We start from the raw sequence: 15,105 nt of genomic DNA, 5'->3' as shown, positions 1-15,105 counted from the left end.
TTCTCGGCTCCGCGCTCGCTCGCTGCCGCTCGCTGCGATGCTCACTCGCTGTCGCCTTCGAGCAGCTCGACGAAGCGGTCGAACAGGTACGCGGCGTCGTGCGGGCCGGCCGCGGCCTCCGGGTGGTACTGCACGCTGAACGCGCGCACGTCACGCGCGACGAGCCCCTCGACGACGTCGTCGTTGAGGCAGACGTGCGACACCTCGACGGCACCGAAGTCGGTGTCGACGGCCCGGTCGAGCGGCGCGTCGACCGCGAAACCGTGGTTGTGGGCGGTGATCTCGACCTTGCCGGTGCGGCGGTCCTGCACGGGCTGGTTGATGCCGCGGTGCCCGTAGCCGAGCTTGTAGGTGCCGAAGCCGAGCGCCCGGCCCAGGATCTGGTTGCCGAAGCAGATGCCGAACACCGGTACCTCGCGGCGCAGCAGCTCACGGACGGTGGCCACTGCGTCGTCGGCCGCCGCGGGGTCACCGGGCCCGTTGGCGAGGAACACCGCGTCGGCTCCGGTGGCCACGACGTCGTCGGCGCTCGAGGTGGACGGCAGCACGTGCGAGGTGATGCCCCGCTCCGCCATCCGGTGCGGGGTCATGGCCTTGATGCCGAAGTCCAGGGCCGCGACGCTGAACCGGGTGTCACCGATCGCGTCGACCCGGTAGGCCTCGGGGGTGGTCACCTGCGCGGAGAGGTCGGCGCCCGTCATCGGCGGGGAGTCCAACACCTTGCGCAGCAAGGCTTCCGGATCCGTGGTCGTGGTCGAGACGCCGCAGCGCATCGCGCCCCGCTCGCGGAGATGTCGGGTCAGGGCGCGGGTGTCGACGCCGCTGATGCCCACCACGCCCTGCGCGGCGAGGTCGTCGTCCAGCGACCGCTGCGAGCGCCAGTTGGACGGCCGCCGCGCCGGGTCGCGCACGACGTAGCCCGCGACCCAGATGCGGCGCGACTCGACGTCGTCGTCGTTGACGCCGGTGTTGCCGATGTGCGGCGCGGTCTGCACGACGACCTGCCGGTGGTACGACGGGTCGGTCAAAGTCTCCTGGTAACCCGTCATGCCGGTGTTGAACACGGCCTCGCCGAACGTCTCACCGGTCGCCCCGTAGGACTCGCCACGGAAGGCGCGACCGTCCTCCAGTACGAGAAGTGCCTCGCTCATGCTGATCCGACCGTCATGCGGAGACTCCTTCGACGATGCGTCCGTGCGATGTGGTGAGCCGGCCGCGGAAGACGGTCGCGACCACCGACGCGGGCAGCGTCCGTCCGGCGAACGGCGTGTTGCGACCCCGCGAGGCCAGCACGGACGGGTCGACCGTCCACTCCCCCGACGGGTCGACGAGCGTCAGGTTGGCCGGCGTCCCGACCTCGAGAGCCAGCCCCTGGCCGTCGACCCGGCCGATGGCGGCCGGGCGCACCGACATGCGATCGGCCACGCCCGCCCAGTCGAGCAGGCCGGTGCCCACGAGGGCCTCGGCGACGACCCCGAGGGCGGTCTGCAGGCCGAGCATGCCGAACGCGGCGTCGCCGAAGGCGTGGTCCTTGTCGTGCGCGGCGTGCGGCGCGTGGTCGGTGGCCACCGCATCGATCGTGCCGTCGGCGAGCCCGTCGCGCAGCGCGGCGACGTCACTCGCCGGGCGCAACGGCGGGTTGACCTTGAAGACCGGGTCGTAGCTCTCGAGCAGGTCGCACTCGAGCAGCAGGTGGTGGGGCGTGACCTCGGCGGTGACGGCGATGCCGCGGGCCTTGGCCCACCGGATCACCTCGACCGTGCCGCCGGTCGAGACGTGGCACACGTGCAGCCGTGAACCGGTGTGCTCGGCGAGCATGACGTCGCGGGCCACCATGGACTCCTCGGCGACGGCCGGCCAGCCGGCGAGCCCCAGCCGGCCCGAGAGCTCACCCTCGTGGGCGCAGGCCGCGTGGTCGGCCAGGCGCGGGTCCTGCGCGTGCTGGGCGATCACCGCGCCGAACGGCTTCACGTACTCCAGCGCCCGGCGCATCAGGCGTGCGTCGTGGACGCACCGGCCGTCGTCGCTGAACACGCGCACCGCGGCCGCCGAGCGGGCCATGCTGCCCAGCTCGGCCAGCGTCTCGCCCGCCAGCCCCTTGGACACGGCACCGACCGGGCGCACGTCGACGAGCCCCACGGCGCGGCCGCGCTCCCAGACCCGGTCGACGAGCTCGGCGCGGTCGGCCACCGGGTCGGTGTTGGCCATGGCGTGCACGGCGGTGAAGCCGCCCAGCGCCGCGGCGGCCGAGCCGGTGGCGATCGTCTCGGCGTCCTCCCGCCCGGGCTCGCGCAGATGGGTGTGCAGGTCGACGAAGCCGGGCAGCAGCACCCGCCCGTCGCCGTCGACGACCTCGTCGGCCGACAGCCCGGAGCCGATCCGGGCGATCACGCCGTCCTCGAGCAGCACGTCGGCGACCCGGTCGCCCAGCAGCGCCGCCCCCTTGATGACCAGGCTCACGTGACCTCCTCCGATGTGTCCGTCGCGCCGGCGAGCAGCCGGTAGAGCACGGCCATGCGCACCGAGACGCCGGCCTGCACCTGTTCGAGCACGAGCGAGCGACTGCTGTCGGCCGCCGCCGAGGAGATCTCCAGGCCGCGGTTCATGGGGCCCGGGTGCAGCACCGGCACGTCGTCGCCGAGCAGGTCCAGCCGTTCGGGCGACAGCCCGTAGGCCGCCGCGTACTCGTGCTCGCTGGGGAAGTAACCGCCGCTCATCCGCTCGCGCTGCACGCGCAGCATCATCACCGCGTCGACGTCGCCGCCGGCCTTGCCGGACAGCACGGCGTCGAGGTCCCAGCTCGTCTCGCACGGCCAGCTGCCCACCCCGGACGGCATGAGCGTCGGCGGCGCGACCAGCGTCACGCGGGCGCCGAGGGTCCGCAGCAGCAGCACGTTCGAGCGGGCCACGCGGCTGTGGGTGATGTCGCCGACGACCGCCACGTGCCGCCCGTCGAGCTCGCCGAGGCGGTTGCGCAGGCTGTAGGCGTCGAGCAGGGCCTGGGTGGGGTGCTCGTGCGTGCCGTCGCCGGCGTTGACGACCGGGCAATCCACCCACTGCGCGACCCGGGCCACCGCACCGGACGCGTTGTGCCGCACCACCAGGGCGTCGACCCCCATCGCGGCCACGGTGAGCACGGTGTCGCGCAGGCTCTCACCCTTGCTCACGCTCGAGCCCTTGGCGCTGACGTTGATGACGTCCGCCGAGAGCCACTTGCCGGCGATCTCGAACGACGAGCGGGTGCGGGTGGAGTCCTCGAAGAAGAGGTTGACGACGGTGCGGCCACGCAGGGGCGGCAGCTTCTTGACCTCGCGGGTCTGCACGGCGTGCATGCGCCGGGCGGTGTCGAGGATGGCGAGGGCCTCGTTGCGGTCGAGGTCGGCGGCCGACAGCAGGTTCTTCACGCGGCGTCCCCGTCCGCCACGTGCACGGCGTCGACCCCGTCGATCTCGGTCACCAGCACCCGCACCTTCTGCTCGCGGGAGGTCGGCAGGTTCTTGCCGACGTAGTCGGCCCGGATGGGCAGCTCCCGGTGCCCGCGGTCGACGAGCACGGCGAGCTGGACGGCACGCGGCCGACCCAGCTCGGTGAGGGCGTCCAGCGCGGCACGCACCGTCCGTCCCGAACACAGCACGTCGTCGACGAGGATGACCAACCGGCCGTCGATGCCGCCGTCGGGCACCACCGTCTCGGCGAGCGGGCGGACGCCGCGCAACCGCAGGTCGTCGCGGTAGAGCGTGATGTCGACGGCGCCGACGGGCAGCGTGACCCCGGCGAAGTCGGCGATGCGCCGCGTCAGGCGGTGGGCGAGGGGGACGCCGCGGGTCGGGATGCCCAGCAGGGCGACCTCGAAACCGCCCCGCGCGGTGTGCTCGATGATCTGGTGGGCCATCCGGTCGACGACGCGGGCCACATCGGCACCGGAGAGGACGGCGTCGGGCGGGACGGGAGCCGTGGGCTCGACCGTCGCTCGGGCAGGGCTGTCCGCGGACATTGCGCCTCCTTGTCCGCCTCACTGGACGGTCCGTTAAAGGAGTGGAACGGCTCCGACCCTAACAGCGCGGCGTCCGGGTCAGGGCATCGACCCGCATGGGTCGGCTTGTCCGTTTTTGACACGTCTGACCGGCATAGTTACGGTCAGTTATGGCTCCGACATGGTGATCGGCCTTCGGGATTGGGCATAGTGCAGCATGACGCGAGCAGCCGGTTCGCGTCGCAGCCGGGACCCACGGGGACGGGATGACCAGCACAGTGTCGGAAGACGAGGTAGTAGCTGCTGACGGCTACGCCAAAGCCTTGGGTGCCCGGCTGCGTGCGGTCCGGGCCCAACAGCACCTGTCCTTGCAGGGCGTCGAGCGCAAGTCCGGGGGCCGCTGGAAGGCGGTGGTCGTCGGCTCCTACGAGCGTGGCGACCGCGCGGTGTCGGTGCAGCGTCTGGCCGAGTTGGCCGACTTCTACGGAGTGCCGGTCAGCGACCTGCTCCCGCCCGACGACAGCCCGTTCTCCTCGGGGTCGACCGCGCCGCCGCTGTCGCGCATCGTGCTCAACCTGGACAACGTCGGCAACCTGACCGACGGGCACGCCGACATCCTGCGGCGCTTCGTGTCCTCCATCCAGCGCCAGCGCGGCAACCTGGGCGCCCGCTCCCTGCCGGTGCGGCACGAGGATCTCAACACGCTGGCGCTGATGTACGACACCTCGATCGAGGCGCTCACCGAGCGGCTGGTGCGCTGGCAGGTACTCGCGCCCGAGTCCGTCATCATCGATTAGGGCTCGACCGCCGCTCACACGGCAGGGGCGTCCAGCGTCGGCCGGCTCCGGTGCACCCGCGCCAGGATGCCGTTGACGAAGCGCGGCGACTCGTCCGTCGACAGGGCCTTGGCCAGCTCGACGGCCTCGTCGATGGCCACCGCATCGGGTACCTCGTCACGGGCGAGCAGCTCGTAAACGCCGAGACGCAGCACGGCCCGGTCGACGTCCGGCATCCGCTCCAGCGTCCAGCCCTCGGCGTAGTCGGACAGGATCGCGTCGATGCGGCTGCGGTTGGCCTGGACGCCCTCGACCAGCTCGATCGTGTAGTCGTTCACCGGCGGATCGGCCAGCGCCACCCGTTCGGACAGCGTGCGCAGGGCGTCCACACCGCGTACGTCGGACTCGTAGAGGACGTCGAGCGCTCGCTTGCGGGCCTTGCTGCGGGCAGCCACGGTAGGGGTGCGGCCCTCAGCTGTTGACGCGGCCGAGGTACCGGCCGTCGCGGGTGTCGATCTTGACCTTCTCGCCGGTCGACACGAACAGCGGCACCTGGATCTCGGCGCCGGTCTCGACGGTGGCGGGCTTGGTGCCACCCGTGCTGCGGTCGCCCTGCAGGCCGGGGTCGGTGTGGCTGATGACCAGCTCGACGCTGGTCGGCAGCTCGAGGTACAGCGGCGTGCCCTCGTGCACCGCGACGGCCACCTCGGCGTTGTCCAGCAGGTAGTTGGCCGCGTCGCCGACAGTGCTGGCCGGCACCGGGATCTGGTCGTAGGTGTCGCCGTCCATGAAGATGAAGTCGGTGCCCTCCTTGTAGAGGAAGGTCATCGCCCGCTTGTCGACCGTCGCCGTCTCGACCTTGGTGCCGGCGTTGAAGGTGCGGTCGACGACCTTGCCCGACAGCACGTTCTTCAGGGTCGTCCGCACGAAGGCGCCACCCTTGCCGGGCTTGACGTGCTGGAACTCGGTGACGGTCCACAGCTGGCCGTCGAGGTTCAGCACCAGCCCGTTCTTCAGGTCATTCGTAGTAGCCACGAGGATCGAGTCTAGTGGCGCGGCGGCGACGGGCCGCACCGGCGACCTCGGAGGGCACGGGGCGGCCCGGCAGATCTACGCTGGCCGCCATGAGCGACGACAGCCAGGCCCGGGTCCTGCTCGACGTCCGCGACGCGGACGACGGCCGGATCGCCTACGTCACGCTGAACCGCGGGGCCAAGTACAACGGCCTGGACCCGGCCATGATGCGGGCCCTGGTCGACGTGCCGAAGCAGATCGCCGCCGACCGGACCATCCGTGCCGTGATCCTCGCCGGCGACGGCCCCGCGTTCTGCGCGGGGCTGGACTTCGCCGCCATGGGCAAGGCCGGCCCGCTCGCGCAGGTGCGCGGCTTCGTGAAACTGCCCGGCCGGACCACCAACTTCTTCCAGCGGGTCTGCTGGGCCTGGCGCGACCTGCCGGTGCCCGTGGTCGCGGTCGTGCACGGGCCGTGCTTCGGCGGCGGGCTGCAGCTGGCCCTGGCGGCCGACTTCCGCTTCGCCACCCCCGACGCGCAGCTGTCGGTCATGGAGGCCAAGTGGGGGCTCATCCCCGACATGACCGGGTCGGTGACGCTGCGCGAGCTGGTGCCCATGGACGTCGCGAAGCGGCTGGCCATGACCGCCGAGGTCCTCGACGGGCACCAGGCGCTGGATCTCGGGCTGGTCACCGGGGCGTCGGACGAGCCGTTGAAGGATGCCGAGGCGTTGGTCGGGCAGCTGCTGACCCGCTCCCCCGACGCGCTGGCCTACACCAAGCGGTTGTTCCACCGCACCTGGACGCGGTCACCGCGCTGGGCGTTCTGGACCGAGAGCGTGCTGCAGGCCCGGCTGATGACCGGCGTCAACCACACCATCGCGCGCAAGGCGGGGCTGGCGAAGCAACGTCCGACGTGGGCCTCACGCAAGGTCCGCTGATCCCGGGTCAGTCGGTGTGCTTCTCCTCGCGCCACTCCTCGCGGACCTCACGGGCCGCGCCTTCCTGGTCTTCGCCCTGCTCGACCAGCTCGTCGTCGCGCACGACGCGGCCGAGTGCCTCCTTGGCCTTGGCGACGACCACGTTCTCCCAGGTCGCCGGGGCCTCCGCCACGGGCTCGCGGTCCTCGTCGGACACGTCGTCGGGGCGCTCGTCCTGCGGCTCGTCGGGTGCGTTCATGCCCCTGAGGCTAGTCACGCCCGCTTGCGTTCGGTGACGTGCAGGCGGATGACGCCGCGCACCGTCACCGTGCCGTCGCGTCGCGTGGCCTGCACCCGCACCGCGACCTCGCCCGGCCCTGCCCAGTCGGCGGGGTCGGTGTCGGCGGTGGCCAGCATCGTGGAGTCCGACAGGGCCAGGTACTCGAGTTCCATACCCTTCGGTATCCAGCGCAGGCGGTCCGGGATGGTGGCCTCGGCGAGGGCGCCCATGGCCATCTCCATGCCGTTCGCGATGGCGATCACGTGCACCGTGCCGATGTGGTTGTGCGTGCCCCACCACTTGCGCACCCGCACCTCGGCGTGGTTCGGGCGCAGCTCGACCATCGACGGTGCGATGGTGAGGAAGTACGGCGCCTTGGACGCAAACGCGAGCGAGAACGCCCCGCGACCGACGACCGGCATGCGGTTCGCCCGCTGGTAGAGATCGAGCACCTTCATGCGTCCTCCAGATCGCCGTCGTCGCGCTTGATGTTACTAGCCGGTAACCCAGGGCGCCCCTTCCTCCTCGGTGATCCAGGGAGCACAACCGCCTACGACGAGCCCCGCAGCGTGGACGACAGCCACGACAGGGCCAGGACGTAGCCCTCGACGCCGAGGCCCACGATCACCCCGGTCGCGTGCGCCGACACGTAGCTGGTGTGCCGGAACGCCTCGCGCCGGTGGACGTTGCTCAGGTGCACCTCGACGAGCGGAGCGGCCAACATCGCGCACGCGTCGCCCAGCGCAACGGACGTGTGGGTCAGCGCACCGGCGTTGAGCACGACCGGGGTGCCGTCGTCGGCGGCCTCGTGCAGCCAGCCCAGCAGCTCGCCCTCGTACTCGCTCTGGCGCACCTCGACGGCCAGGCCCAGCTCGGCGCCGCCGCGGACGCACAGCGCGGCCAGCTCCGCATACGTCGTCGAGCCGTAGATCTCCGGCTCACGGGTGCCGAGGCGGCCGAGGTTGGGTCCGTTCAGGACCAGCACGCGGGTGCCGTCGGCGGGGGGCTCGCTCATGGGGTGACCTCCGAGTAGGCGTCGAGCAGGAGCTCGGACGGCGGGTCCTCGGCCGTTCCGGGGCGGGCCAGCCCGTCCAGGACGACGAAGCGCAGCCGGTTCCCGCGGGCCTTCTTGTCGACGCGCATCGTGTCCAGCAGCTGCGGGAACGCGTCCGCGCGGAAGGTCGTCGGCAGGCCCAGGGCGGACAGGATGCGGCGGTGCCGGTCGGCGGTGGCGTCGTCGAGCCGCTGCAGGCGGCGGGCGAGCGCGGCGGCGAAGACCAGCCCGACGGACACCGCGTCGCCGTGGCGCCAGCGGTAGCCCTCGGCCCGCTCGATGGCGTGGCCGAGGGTGTGCCCGTAGTTGAGGATCTCGCGCAGGCCCTGCTCGGTGAGGTCCTCGCCGACGACCCGGGCCTTCACCCGCACGGCCCGTTCGACCAGCTCCCGTTCCACCGGGTTGCCGGCGACGGTGGCGCCCGCGGGGTCGTCCTCGACGAGTTCCAGGACGGCCGGGTCGGCGATGAAGCCGCACTTGACGACCTCGGCCAGCCCGGCGACGTAGTCGGCGCGCGGGAGCGTCTCGAGCGCGGCCAGGTCGCACAGCACGCCGGCCGGCGGGTGGAACGCGCCGACCAGGTTCTTGCCCGCGGCGGTGTTGACGCCGGTCTTGCCGCCGACCGCGGCGTCGACCATGCCGGCGAGGGTGGTCGCCACGTGCACCACCCGCACGCCGCGCAGCCACGCCGCGGCGACCCAGCCGGCCAGGTCGGTGGTCGATCCCCCGCCGAGGCCGACGACGGCGTCGGACCGGGTGAAGCCGAGCTCGCCGAGCCGCGTCCAGCACGACCCGGCGACTTCAAGGGTCTTGGCGTCCTCCCCGTCCGGCACCTCGAGGGCGTGCACCACGAAGCCGTTCGCGCGCAGGTGGTCGAGCACCTCGGTGGCCCGGTCGGTCAGGGTCGGCGGGTGCACGACGGCGACCTGCGTGGCCCCGCCCAGCAGCGGCGCGAGCTCGTCGAGCAGGCCGCGCCCGACCAGCACCGGGTAGGGACGCGCGCCGGCGACCTCGATGCGGGTGACGGCCGACGTCACGCGCGCACCCGCCGCTCGTGCAGGCGCGCGGCCAGGGCGGCGGCCACCTGGCCCGGGGTGCGGCCGTCGGTGTCGACGACGAACGTGGCGACCTGGTCGTAGAGCGGGGCACGTTCGTCGGCCAGGTCGGCGAGACGCCCCGCCGGGTCGGCGGCGAGCAGCGGCCGGGTGCGCCCGTCGCCGACACGCAGGCGCAGCGTGGCGAGCCGGGCCTGCAGTACCGCGACCGGCACCCCGGAGGACTGCACCGTCGTGCGGGTGCGCTCGGTGGTGAGCGCGCCGCCGCCGAGGGCCAGCACGCCGGTGAACTCGACGAGCGCTGTCGCGACCGCGTCGGCCTCGACGGCCCGGAAGGCGGCCTCCCCGTCGGCCGCGAAGATCTCGCGGACGGTGCGTCCGTCGGCGGCCTCGACGAGGTCGTCGGAATCGGCGAACGGGAGGTCCAGGATCTTGGCCAGGCGCCGGCCGCTGGTGCTCTTGCCCGCACCGGGCAGCCCGACCAGGACCACCCGGGGGCTCACTGCGGGGCCGCCAGGCCGCGGTCGACCAGGCGCTTGGCGTAGGCGTCGGCGTTGCGGCGGGTCTCGGCGACCGAGTCGCCACCGAACTTCTCGAGCACCGCCTCGGCGAGCACCAGCGCCACCATCGCCTCGGCCACGACGCCGGCGGCCGGGACGGCGCAGACGTCCGAACGCTGGTTGATGGCCACCGCCGCCTCGCCGGTGTCGGTGTCGACGGTGCGCAGCGCGCGCGGCACGGTCGAGATCGGCTTCATGGCCGCGCGGACGCGCAATGCCTCGCCGGTGGTCATGCCGCCCTCGGTGCCGCCGGAGCGGCCGGTCACGCGCCGGATCGCATCACCGTCGTGGACGATCTCGTCGTGGGCCTGCGACCCGCGGATCCGGGCCAGCTCGAAGCCGTCACCGACCTCGACCCCCTTGATGGCCTGGATGCCCATGAGCGCCGCCGCCAGCCGGGCGTCGAGGCGCCGGTCGCCGTGGGTGAAGCTGCCGAGCCCGGGCGGCAGGCCGTAGGCCAGCACCTCGACGACGCCACCGAGGGTGTCGCCGTCCTTACGGGTGCGGTCGATCTCCTCGATCATCGCCGCGCTCGACGCGTCGTCGAAGCAGCGGACGCTGGAGCCGTCGACGGCGTCGGCGTCGGCCGGGGTCGGCACCACGCCCGCGGGCGCGGTGACCGAGCCGATGCCCACCACGTGCGAGACGATCTCGACCCCCAGCGCCTGCCGCAGGAACGCACGGGCGACGGCGCCGACCGCCACCCGGGCCGCAGTCTCGCGGGCGCTGGCGCGTTCCAGCACCGGGCGGGCGTCGTCGAGGTCGTACTTCTGCATGCCGGCGAGGTCGGCGTGCCCGGGGCGCGGCCGGGTGAGCGGGGCGTTGCGGGCCAGCGCGGCGAGCACGTCGGGGTCGACGGGGTCGGCCGCCATCACCTGCTCCCACTTGGGCCACTCGGTGTTCCCGACGCGCACGGCCACCGGGCCGCCCATGGTGACACCGTGGCGCACACCGCCGGTGAGCTCGACCTCGTCCTGCTCGAACTTCATCCGCGCACCGCGGCCATACCCCAGCCGGCGGCGCGCCAGCTCACGGGTCAGCTCGGCGGTGCCGACCTCGACACCGGCGGGCAGCCCGTCGAGCACGGCCACCAGGGCGGGGCCGTGCGACTCACCGGCCGTGATCCAACGCAACACCCGTGCAGTGTCTCAGAACGGCCGCAGGCGTGCGGATGGCGCGCATCCTCAGGCCGCGCTCACTGGCCGAGCAGCCACCCGTCGGGCTCGGCCAGCGCACGGGCGTCGGCCGGGCCCCAGGAGTTGACGGGGTACGGCTTGATCGCGGGCGGGTTGTCCAGCAACGGGCCCGCGGCCTCCCACACCGACTCCAACCCGTCGGGACGGGTGAACAGGCCGCGGTCGCCGACGAGGACGTCGTGGATCAGCCGGACGTAGGGCGGCAGCGGGTCCGAGCCCTCCTTGGCGTCGAGCTTCAGCTCGACGGTCGCGGGCTGCAGCTCGAGCGCCGGGCCGGGCTTCTTGGTCACCATGGCCAGCTCGATGGCACCGTTGCCGGACAGGTCGAAGGACAGCACGTTGCCGTCCTTCGGGAAGTCCTCCAACGGCCCGTCGTCGGGGTCGCGCAGAATCAGGCTCACCCGCTGGTGGCTCTCGTGCAGGCGCTTGCCAGTTCGCAGCAGGAAGGGCACGTCGCGCCAGCGGTCGTTGTCGACCCACAGCGTGGCCGCCACATAGGTGTCGGTCTTGGACTTCGGGTCGACGCCCTCGGTGTCGGTGAAGCCGTCGAACTGTCCGAGCACGACCTGCTTCGGGTCGATCGGGCGGAAGCAGCCGATGACCTTCTCGCGGGCCGCCTGCAGGTCGTCGGGCCCGAGGGTCTTCGGCGGCTCCATCGCGATCTCGGCGGCGACCTGGAACAGGTGGGTGACGAGCATGTCGAGCACGGCGCCGGTGGCGTCGTAGAACTCGGCGCGGTCGGCGATGCCGAGTTGCTCGGGCACGTCGATCTGCACGGCGCGGACGGCCTGCCGGCACCACATGCGGTCGAACAGGCCGTTGGCGAAGCGCAGCACGTGCAGGTTCTGCGTCGCCTCTTTACCGAGGAAGTGGTCGATCCGGTAGACCTGGTCCTCGTCGAGCACCTTGTGCACGAGCTTGTCGAGCGTGCGGAAACCGTCGGGCGAGGTGCCGAACGGCTTCTCGTAGACGACGCGGCTGCCCTTGGCGAGGTCGTGCTCGCCCAGCCCCTCGGTGATCCGCTCGAAGGCGACGGGCGGCACCGCGAGGTAGTGCACGAGCTGCGCGTCCTCACCGAGCTCCTGGCGCGAGTCGTGCAGGACGTCGAGCAGGCTGCCCGGGTCGTCCTTCTCGAAACCACCGCCGGCGAACCGCAGACGGTCCTTGAACGCCGACCACGTGCCGTCGTTCAGCTTCTCGCCGTTCTCGGTGAGCACGTCGTGCACGTGGTCCTGGAAGTCGTAGTGCGAGACGTCGCCGCGCCCGTTGCCGACGAGCATCCAGTTGGCGGGGAGCAGACCCTCCTTCGCCAGCGTGTAGAAGGCGGGCAGCACCATGCGCTTGGCGAGATCGCCGGTGGCGCCGAACAGCACGAACAGCGTGGTCCCCGGACGGGTGGCAGAGGTCATGCGACGACGATACGAGTCGCTCAACCGAAGGACGGCACGAGGTCGAACGCCAGCACGATCAGCGCGCCGAGGATGAGCATCGGCCCGAACGCGATCGCGGTCTTCATCCCGGCGCGGCGGGTCAGGACGAGCACGATCGACAACAGGGCGCCGAGCAGGAACCCGCCGAAGATGCCGTAGTAGACGAAGCCCCAGCCGAACCAGCCGAGGTAGCCGCCGAGCACCCCGCCCAGGCGGACGTCGCCGAGGCCGAACGAGCGCGGCGACGCCAGCGCGAGCGCGAACAGCACCACGAACACCGCCGCCGCGCCCTCGACGCCCCGCAGCCAGCGGTGCCAGTCGCCCTGCACCCAGGCGGCGGCGGTGAGCAGGACGACCTCACCTGCGACCGCGGCGTACACGAGCCGGTTCGGCAGCCGGTGGACGGCGTAGTCGATGACCACCAGCGGGGCACAGACCAGCGCCAGGACGACGAAGGCGGGCAGCAGCGCCCCGAGTCCGGCGGCGGCACCGGCCAGCGCGCCGAGCACCGCCGCCACGACGCTTGTCACCAGGGTCGTCCGCCGGGTGGCCGGTGCACCCGTCCACCATCGCCCGTGGTCGCGGTCCGGAACGGTGACGGTGAGCCGGGCCAGGTAGGGCGAGGCGACGACGCACACCGCGAGCCCCAGCACCGCCGCCACCGGCACGTGCGGGGCGGTGGCGGCGGCGGACACGGTGGCAGAGCCTACGGTCCGCCGCGGCCGCGACGGGCCATTACCGTCGGGCGTGTGGACGGTGCGGCCTACGACGCCCTGATCGTGGCCGGCGGGTCGGCGCGCCGGCTCGGCGGAGCCGACAAGCCGGCTCTCGACGTCGGCGGGCAATCGCTGCTGGCGCGGGTGGTCGGCGCCACCGCGGACGCCGAGCAGCTGGTGGTCGTGGGCCCGCGCAGGCCGCTGCCCGAGCGCCACGAGGCGGTCACCTGGTGCGTCGAGGATCCGGCCGGTGGCGGACCCGTCGCGGCGATCGCCACCGGACTGCTGCACACCCGGGCCGATGTCGTCGTCGTACTGGCCGCGGACCTGCCGTGGGTCGCCCCGGCGGTACCGGTGCTGCGGGCCACCGTCGGTGCCGCCGTCGGTGCCACCGTCGGTGCGGCCGACGTCGCGGTGCTCGTCGACGGGTCGGGACGGCGCAATCACCTCGCGGCGGCGTGGCGGCGGACGGCGCTGGTCGCGGCGGTGGACCGGCTGGGCGAGCCGTCCGGAGCGCGGGTGCGGGACCTGTTCGCGACGGTGCGGGTGGCAGCCGTGCCCGACCCGCACGGATGGGGTCGCGACTGCGACACCTGGGACGACGTCGCCGCCGCGCGGTCCGCCGCTCAGGACGCGAGCAGGTCCTCACCGGCGTAGACGTTCATCCGTCCGCGCCGCACCATGCCGGCCAGCAGCAGGCCGTGCTCGCGCGCCAGGTCGACGGCCAGGCTCGACGGCGCCGACACCGCGACGATGCCGGCCACGCCGGCGGCCACCGCCTTCTGCACGATCTCGAAGGACACCCGCCCGCTGACGACCAGGAGCCGGTCGGTGGCCGGCAGCGCTCCCGCGAGCAGGGCGTGGCCGACGACCTTGTCGACGGCGTTGTGCCGGCCGACGTCCTCGCGGACCGGGCCCAGCGTGCCGTCGGCGCCGGCCAGCACGGCGGCGTGCACGGCGCCGGTGCGGTCGAAGGCCTTCTGCTGCAGGCGCATCACGTCCGGCAGGCCGGCCAGCACGTCACGCGGCACCGTGAACCCCGGCGTGTGCGGCGGACCGTCGGCCAGCAGCGACAGGTCCAGCACGTCGGCGCTGCAGACGCCGCACGCCGCCGAGGTGACGAAGGCCCGCGGCCGCGGCTCGCGCACGCCCGCGGCCAGGGTGATGTGCACGCGGTCGGTGTCGTCCTCGCGGCACTGGCGCAGCTGCACGACGTCGTCCGCGCGCCGCACGCCGGACTCGACCACCAGCCAGCCGGCGGTGAGCTCGAGGTCGTGGCCGGGGGTGCGCATGAGCGTCGCGATAGCTTCGCCCGCGAGGCCGAGCACGAGCGGCGACTCGACGGCGAGGTCGTCGGGCGTGCGGGCCGGTTCGGCGCCGGTGACCACCCGCACGATGGCGCGACGGGTGGTGGTGACGGGCATGGTTCGAGAGTAATCACCCGCCTCTGACACGCGGTGCGCCGAGACCGTAGCGATTCTTGGCAATCTCGTGCATACTTTACACGGACCACACGTCTGGCACGGTCTGTGGAGGGACGTGACGAGCGTGGGGTCCGCTCATCGGCGGGTTGCCGGGGCCTGCCGCGTCGCTTCCGCAGCGATGCCGCGACCCCGGCACCCGCCTCCCTGCCCGCCGCGCAGGAATCCGACATCACGCGCCGATCGGACACCCGCCCGCCCCTAGACTGGGTGAGGTCGGCCGGTCGGCCGTGGACCGTCGCGCCCCGGAGGTATGCCATGGGATTCCTGGACAGGATGAAGGACAAGACCGAGGAGCTGCAGCGCAAGGCGGCCCCGAAGATCGACGAGCTGCGCGAGAAGGCGGGCCCCAAGGTCACGGAGCTTCGCGAGAAGGCCGGCCCGAAGGTCGAGGAGCTGCGCGAGCGGGCCGCCCCGCTGGCCGAGAAGGCCAAGGACCGTGCCGGGAAGATGGCGACGACCGCCAAGGAGTCCGCGCAGGGCCTGCGCGAGGGGCTGCGCGGCGACGAGGATGCCGCGCCCGCCGCACCGCCCGCCGCACCGCCCGCCGCATCGCCAACCGCGCCTTCGCCCGCCGCATCGACGCAGGCCGCAACGCGTCCGAGCCCCGGCCCCGCCGCGCCGCAGCCGGGGGCGACCGCTCCGTCGTCCAC

At 72.9% G+C, this 15,105-nt stretch carries 18 protein-coding genes and 1 pseudogene; 4 read left to right on the top strand and 15 right to left on the bottom strand.

The window, feature by feature from the left end; all coding sequences use genetic code 11:
- Positions 1 to 41 precede the first annotated feature (41 nt).
- The 4 genes from carA to pyrR are packed head-to-tail and all read right to left on the bottom strand — an operon-like array spanning position 42 to position 3,994.
- Complete coding sequence (carA, locus tag ACFFCA_RS16770) at positions 42 to 1,151, bottom strand: glutamine-hydrolyzing carbamoyl-phosphate synthase small subunit (RefSeq protein ID WP_375486842.1); 1,110 nt, start codon at positions 1,149 to 1,151, stop codon at positions 42 to 44.
- Positions 1,152 to 1,164: 13 nt separating this feature from the next.
- Positions 1,165 to 2,460 carry a dihydroorotase gene (locus ACFFCA_RS16765; RefSeq protein WP_375486840.1) on the bottom strand — a complete coding sequence of 432 codons (1,296 nt, stop codon included), beginning with the start codon at positions 2,458 to 2,460 and terminating at the stop codon, positions 1,165 to 1,167.
- Positions 2,457 to 3,404, bottom strand: a complete 948-nt coding sequence (locus ACFFCA_RS16760) for an aspartate carbamoyltransferase catalytic subunit (protein WP_375486838.1) — start codon at positions 3,402 to 3,404, stop codon at positions 2,457 to 2,459. The genes ACFFCA_RS16765 and ACFFCA_RS16760 overlap by 4 nt, the downstream gene beginning before the upstream one ends.
- Positions 3,401 to 3,994: a bifunctional pyr operon transcriptional regulator/uracil phosphoribosyltransferase PyrR gene (gene pyrR, locus ACFFCA_RS16755; protein WP_375486836.1), complete on the bottom strand. Its 594-nt coding sequence runs from the start codon at positions 3,992 to 3,994 to the stop codon at positions 3,401 to 3,403. The genes ACFFCA_RS16760 and pyrR overlap by 4 nt, the downstream gene beginning before the upstream one ends.
- Positions 3,995 to 4,239: 245 nt before the next feature.
- On the opposite strand from pyrR, the gene ACFFCA_RS16750 reads away from it, so the two are divergent.
- Positions 4,240 to 4,770, top strand: coding sequence for a transcriptional regulator (locus ACFFCA_RS16750; protein ID WP_375486834.1), 531 nt, complete (start codon positions 4,240 to 4,242; stop codon positions 4,768 to 4,770).
- Positions 4,771 to 4,784: 14 nt separating this feature from the next.
- Here ACFFCA_RS16750 and nusB read toward each other — a convergent pair whose 3' ends face one another.
- Complete coding sequence (gene nusB / locus ACFFCA_RS16745) at positions 4,785 to 5,204, bottom strand: transcription antitermination factor NusB (protein WP_375486832.1); 420 nt, start codon at positions 5,202 to 5,204, stop codon at positions 4,785 to 4,787.
- A 16-nt stretch (positions 5,205 to 5,220) separates the two neighbouring features.
- Positions 5,221 to 5,784 (bottom strand): elongation factor P, encoded by a 564-nt coding sequence (efp, locus tag ACFFCA_RS16740; RefSeq protein ID WP_375486830.1) that lies wholly within the window; start codon positions 5,782 to 5,784, stop codon positions 5,221 to 5,223.
- An 89-nt stretch (positions 5,785 to 5,873) separates the two neighbouring features.
- Between efp and ACFFCA_RS16735 the strand changes: the two genes are divergently transcribed.
- A complete protein-coding gene (locus tag ACFFCA_RS16735; protein ID WP_375486828.1) occupies positions 5,874 to 6,701 on the top strand; it encodes a crotonase/enoyl-CoA hydratase family protein in 828 nt (275 codons plus the stop codon).
- A gap of 7 nt (positions 6,702 to 6,708) precedes the next feature.
- Here ACFFCA_RS16735 and ACFFCA_RS16730 read toward each other — a convergent pair whose 3' ends face one another.
- The 8 genes from ACFFCA_RS16730 to ACFFCA_RS16695 all read right to left on the bottom strand — a co-directional run bounded on the left by ACFFCA_RS16730 (position 6,709) and on the right by ACFFCA_RS16695 (position 12,950).
- Positions 6,709 to 6,939 (bottom strand): hypothetical protein, encoded by a 231-nt coding sequence (locus ACFFCA_RS16730; protein ID WP_375486826.1) that lies wholly within the window; start codon positions 6,937 to 6,939, stop codon positions 6,709 to 6,711.
- 14 nt (positions 6,940 to 6,953) lie between these two features.
- Positions 6,954 to 7,418: a hotdog fold domain-containing protein gene (locus ACFFCA_RS16725; protein ID WP_375486824.1), complete on the bottom strand. Its 465-nt coding sequence runs from the start codon at positions 7,416 to 7,418 to the stop codon at positions 6,954 to 6,956.
- A gap of 92 nt (positions 7,419 to 7,510) precedes the next feature.
- On the bottom strand, positions 7,511 to 7,975 hold the full coding sequence (aroQ, locus tag ACFFCA_RS16720) for a type II 3-dehydroquinate dehydratase (RefSeq protein WP_375486822.1): 465 nt from the start codon (positions 7,973 to 7,975) through the stop codon (positions 7,511 to 7,513).
- The gene (gene aroB / locus ACFFCA_RS16715; RefSeq protein WP_375486820.1) at positions 7,972 to 9,051 is read right to left on the bottom strand and encodes a 3-dehydroquinate synthase; all 1,080 of its coding nucleotides are present in this window, start codon (positions 9,049 to 9,051) and stop codon (positions 7,972 to 7,974) included. The genes aroQ and aroB overlap by 4 nt, the downstream gene beginning before the upstream one ends.
- Positions 9,048 to 9,560: a shikimate kinase gene (locus tag ACFFCA_RS16710; protein ID WP_375486818.1), complete on the bottom strand. Its 513-nt coding sequence runs from the start codon at positions 9,558 to 9,560 to the stop codon at positions 9,048 to 9,050. The genes aroB and ACFFCA_RS16710 overlap by 4 nt, the downstream gene beginning before the upstream one ends.
- An 8-nt stretch (positions 9,561 to 9,568) precedes the next feature.
- Entirely contained in the window at positions 9,569 to 10,765 is a 1,197-nt protein-coding gene (gene aroC / locus ACFFCA_RS16705; RefSeq protein WP_375486816.1) for a chorismate synthase, read from the bottom strand.
- A 59-nt stretch (positions 10,766 to 10,824) separates the two neighbouring features.
- A complete protein-coding gene (locus tag ACFFCA_RS16700) occupies positions 10,825 to 12,234 on the bottom strand; it encodes a glucose-6-phosphate dehydrogenase (NADP(+)) (RefSeq protein WP_375486814.1) in 1,410 nt (469 codons plus the stop codon).
- 20 nt (positions 12,235 to 12,254) lie between these two features.
- Complete coding sequence (locus ACFFCA_RS16695; protein WP_375486812.1) at positions 12,255 to 12,950, bottom strand: prepilin peptidase; 696 nt, start codon at positions 12,948 to 12,950, stop codon at positions 12,255 to 12,257.
- A 54-nt stretch (positions 12,951 to 13,004) separates the two neighbouring features.
- Between ACFFCA_RS16695 and ACFFCA_RS16690 the strand changes: the two genes are divergently transcribed.
- Complete coding sequence (locus ACFFCA_RS16690) at positions 13,005 to 13,628, top strand: molybdenum cofactor guanylyltransferase (RefSeq protein WP_375486811.1); 624 nt, start codon at positions 13,005 to 13,007, stop codon at positions 13,626 to 13,628.
- Here ACFFCA_RS16690 and ACFFCA_RS16685 read toward each other — a convergent pair.
- Positions 13,598 to 14,395, bottom strand: a complete 798-nt coding sequence (locus ACFFCA_RS16685) for a formate dehydrogenase accessory sulfurtransferase FdhD (protein ID WP_375486809.1) — start codon at positions 14,393 to 14,395, stop codon at positions 13,598 to 13,600. The two genes, ACFFCA_RS16690 and ACFFCA_RS16685, sit on opposite strands and share 31 nt — an antisense overlap.
- Before the next feature lie 315 nt (positions 14,396 to 14,710).
- On the opposite strand from ACFFCA_RS16685, the pseudogene ACFFCA_RS16680 reads away from it, so the two are divergent.
- A pseudogene (locus tag ACFFCA_RS16680) lies at positions 14,711 to 15,105 on the top strand (hypothetical protein); the annotation flags it as partial.

The sequence above is a fragment of the uncultured Jatrophihabitans sp. genome, assembly GCF_964252635.1.
Lineage (GTDB): Bacteria > Actinomycetota > Actinomycetes > Mycobacteriales > Jatrophihabitantaceae > Jatrophihabitans.
The sequence above is the reverse complement of the archived record's forward strand: the minus strand, read 5'-3'. Positions and strand labels throughout refer to the sequence as shown.

Excerpts from the sequence above, each read along its gene's own strand:
- carA (WP_375486842.1), bottom strand. The coding sequence starts at position 1,151 with ATGAGCGAGGCACTTCTCGTACTGGAGGACGGTCGCGCCTTCCGTGGC.
- pyrR (WP_375486836.1), bottom strand. The coding sequence starts at position 3,994 with ATGTCCGCGGACAGCCCTGCCCGAGCGACGGTCGAGCCCACGGCTCCC.
- ACFFCA_RS16750 (WP_375486834.1), top strand. The coding sequence starts at position 4,240 with ATGACCAGCACAGTGTCGGAAGACGAGGTAGTAGCTGCTGACGGCTAC.
- ACFFCA_RS16735 (WP_375486828.1), top strand. The coding sequence starts at position 5,874 with ATGAGCGACGACAGCCAGGCCCGGGTCCTGCTCGACGTCCGCGACGCG.
- ACFFCA_RS16730 (WP_375486826.1), bottom strand. The coding sequence starts at position 6,939 with ATGAACGCACCCGACGAGCCGCAGGACGAGCGCCCCGACGACGTGTCC.
- ACFFCA_RS16725 (WP_375486824.1), bottom strand. The coding sequence starts at position 7,418 with ATGAAGGTGCTCGATCTCTACCAGCGGGCGAACCGCATGCCGGTCGTC.
- aroQ (WP_375486822.1), bottom strand. The coding sequence starts at position 7,975 with ATGAGCGAGCCCCCCGCCGACGGCACCCGCGTGCTGGTCCTGAACGGA.
- ACFFCA_RS16700 (WP_375486814.1), bottom strand. The coding sequence starts at position 12,234 with ATGACCTCTGCCACCCGTCCGGGGACCACGCTGTTCGTGCTGTTCGGC.
- ACFFCA_RS16685 (WP_375486809.1), bottom strand. The coding sequence starts at position 14,395 with ATGCCCGTCACCACCACCCGTCGCGCCATCGTGCGGGTGGTCACCGGC.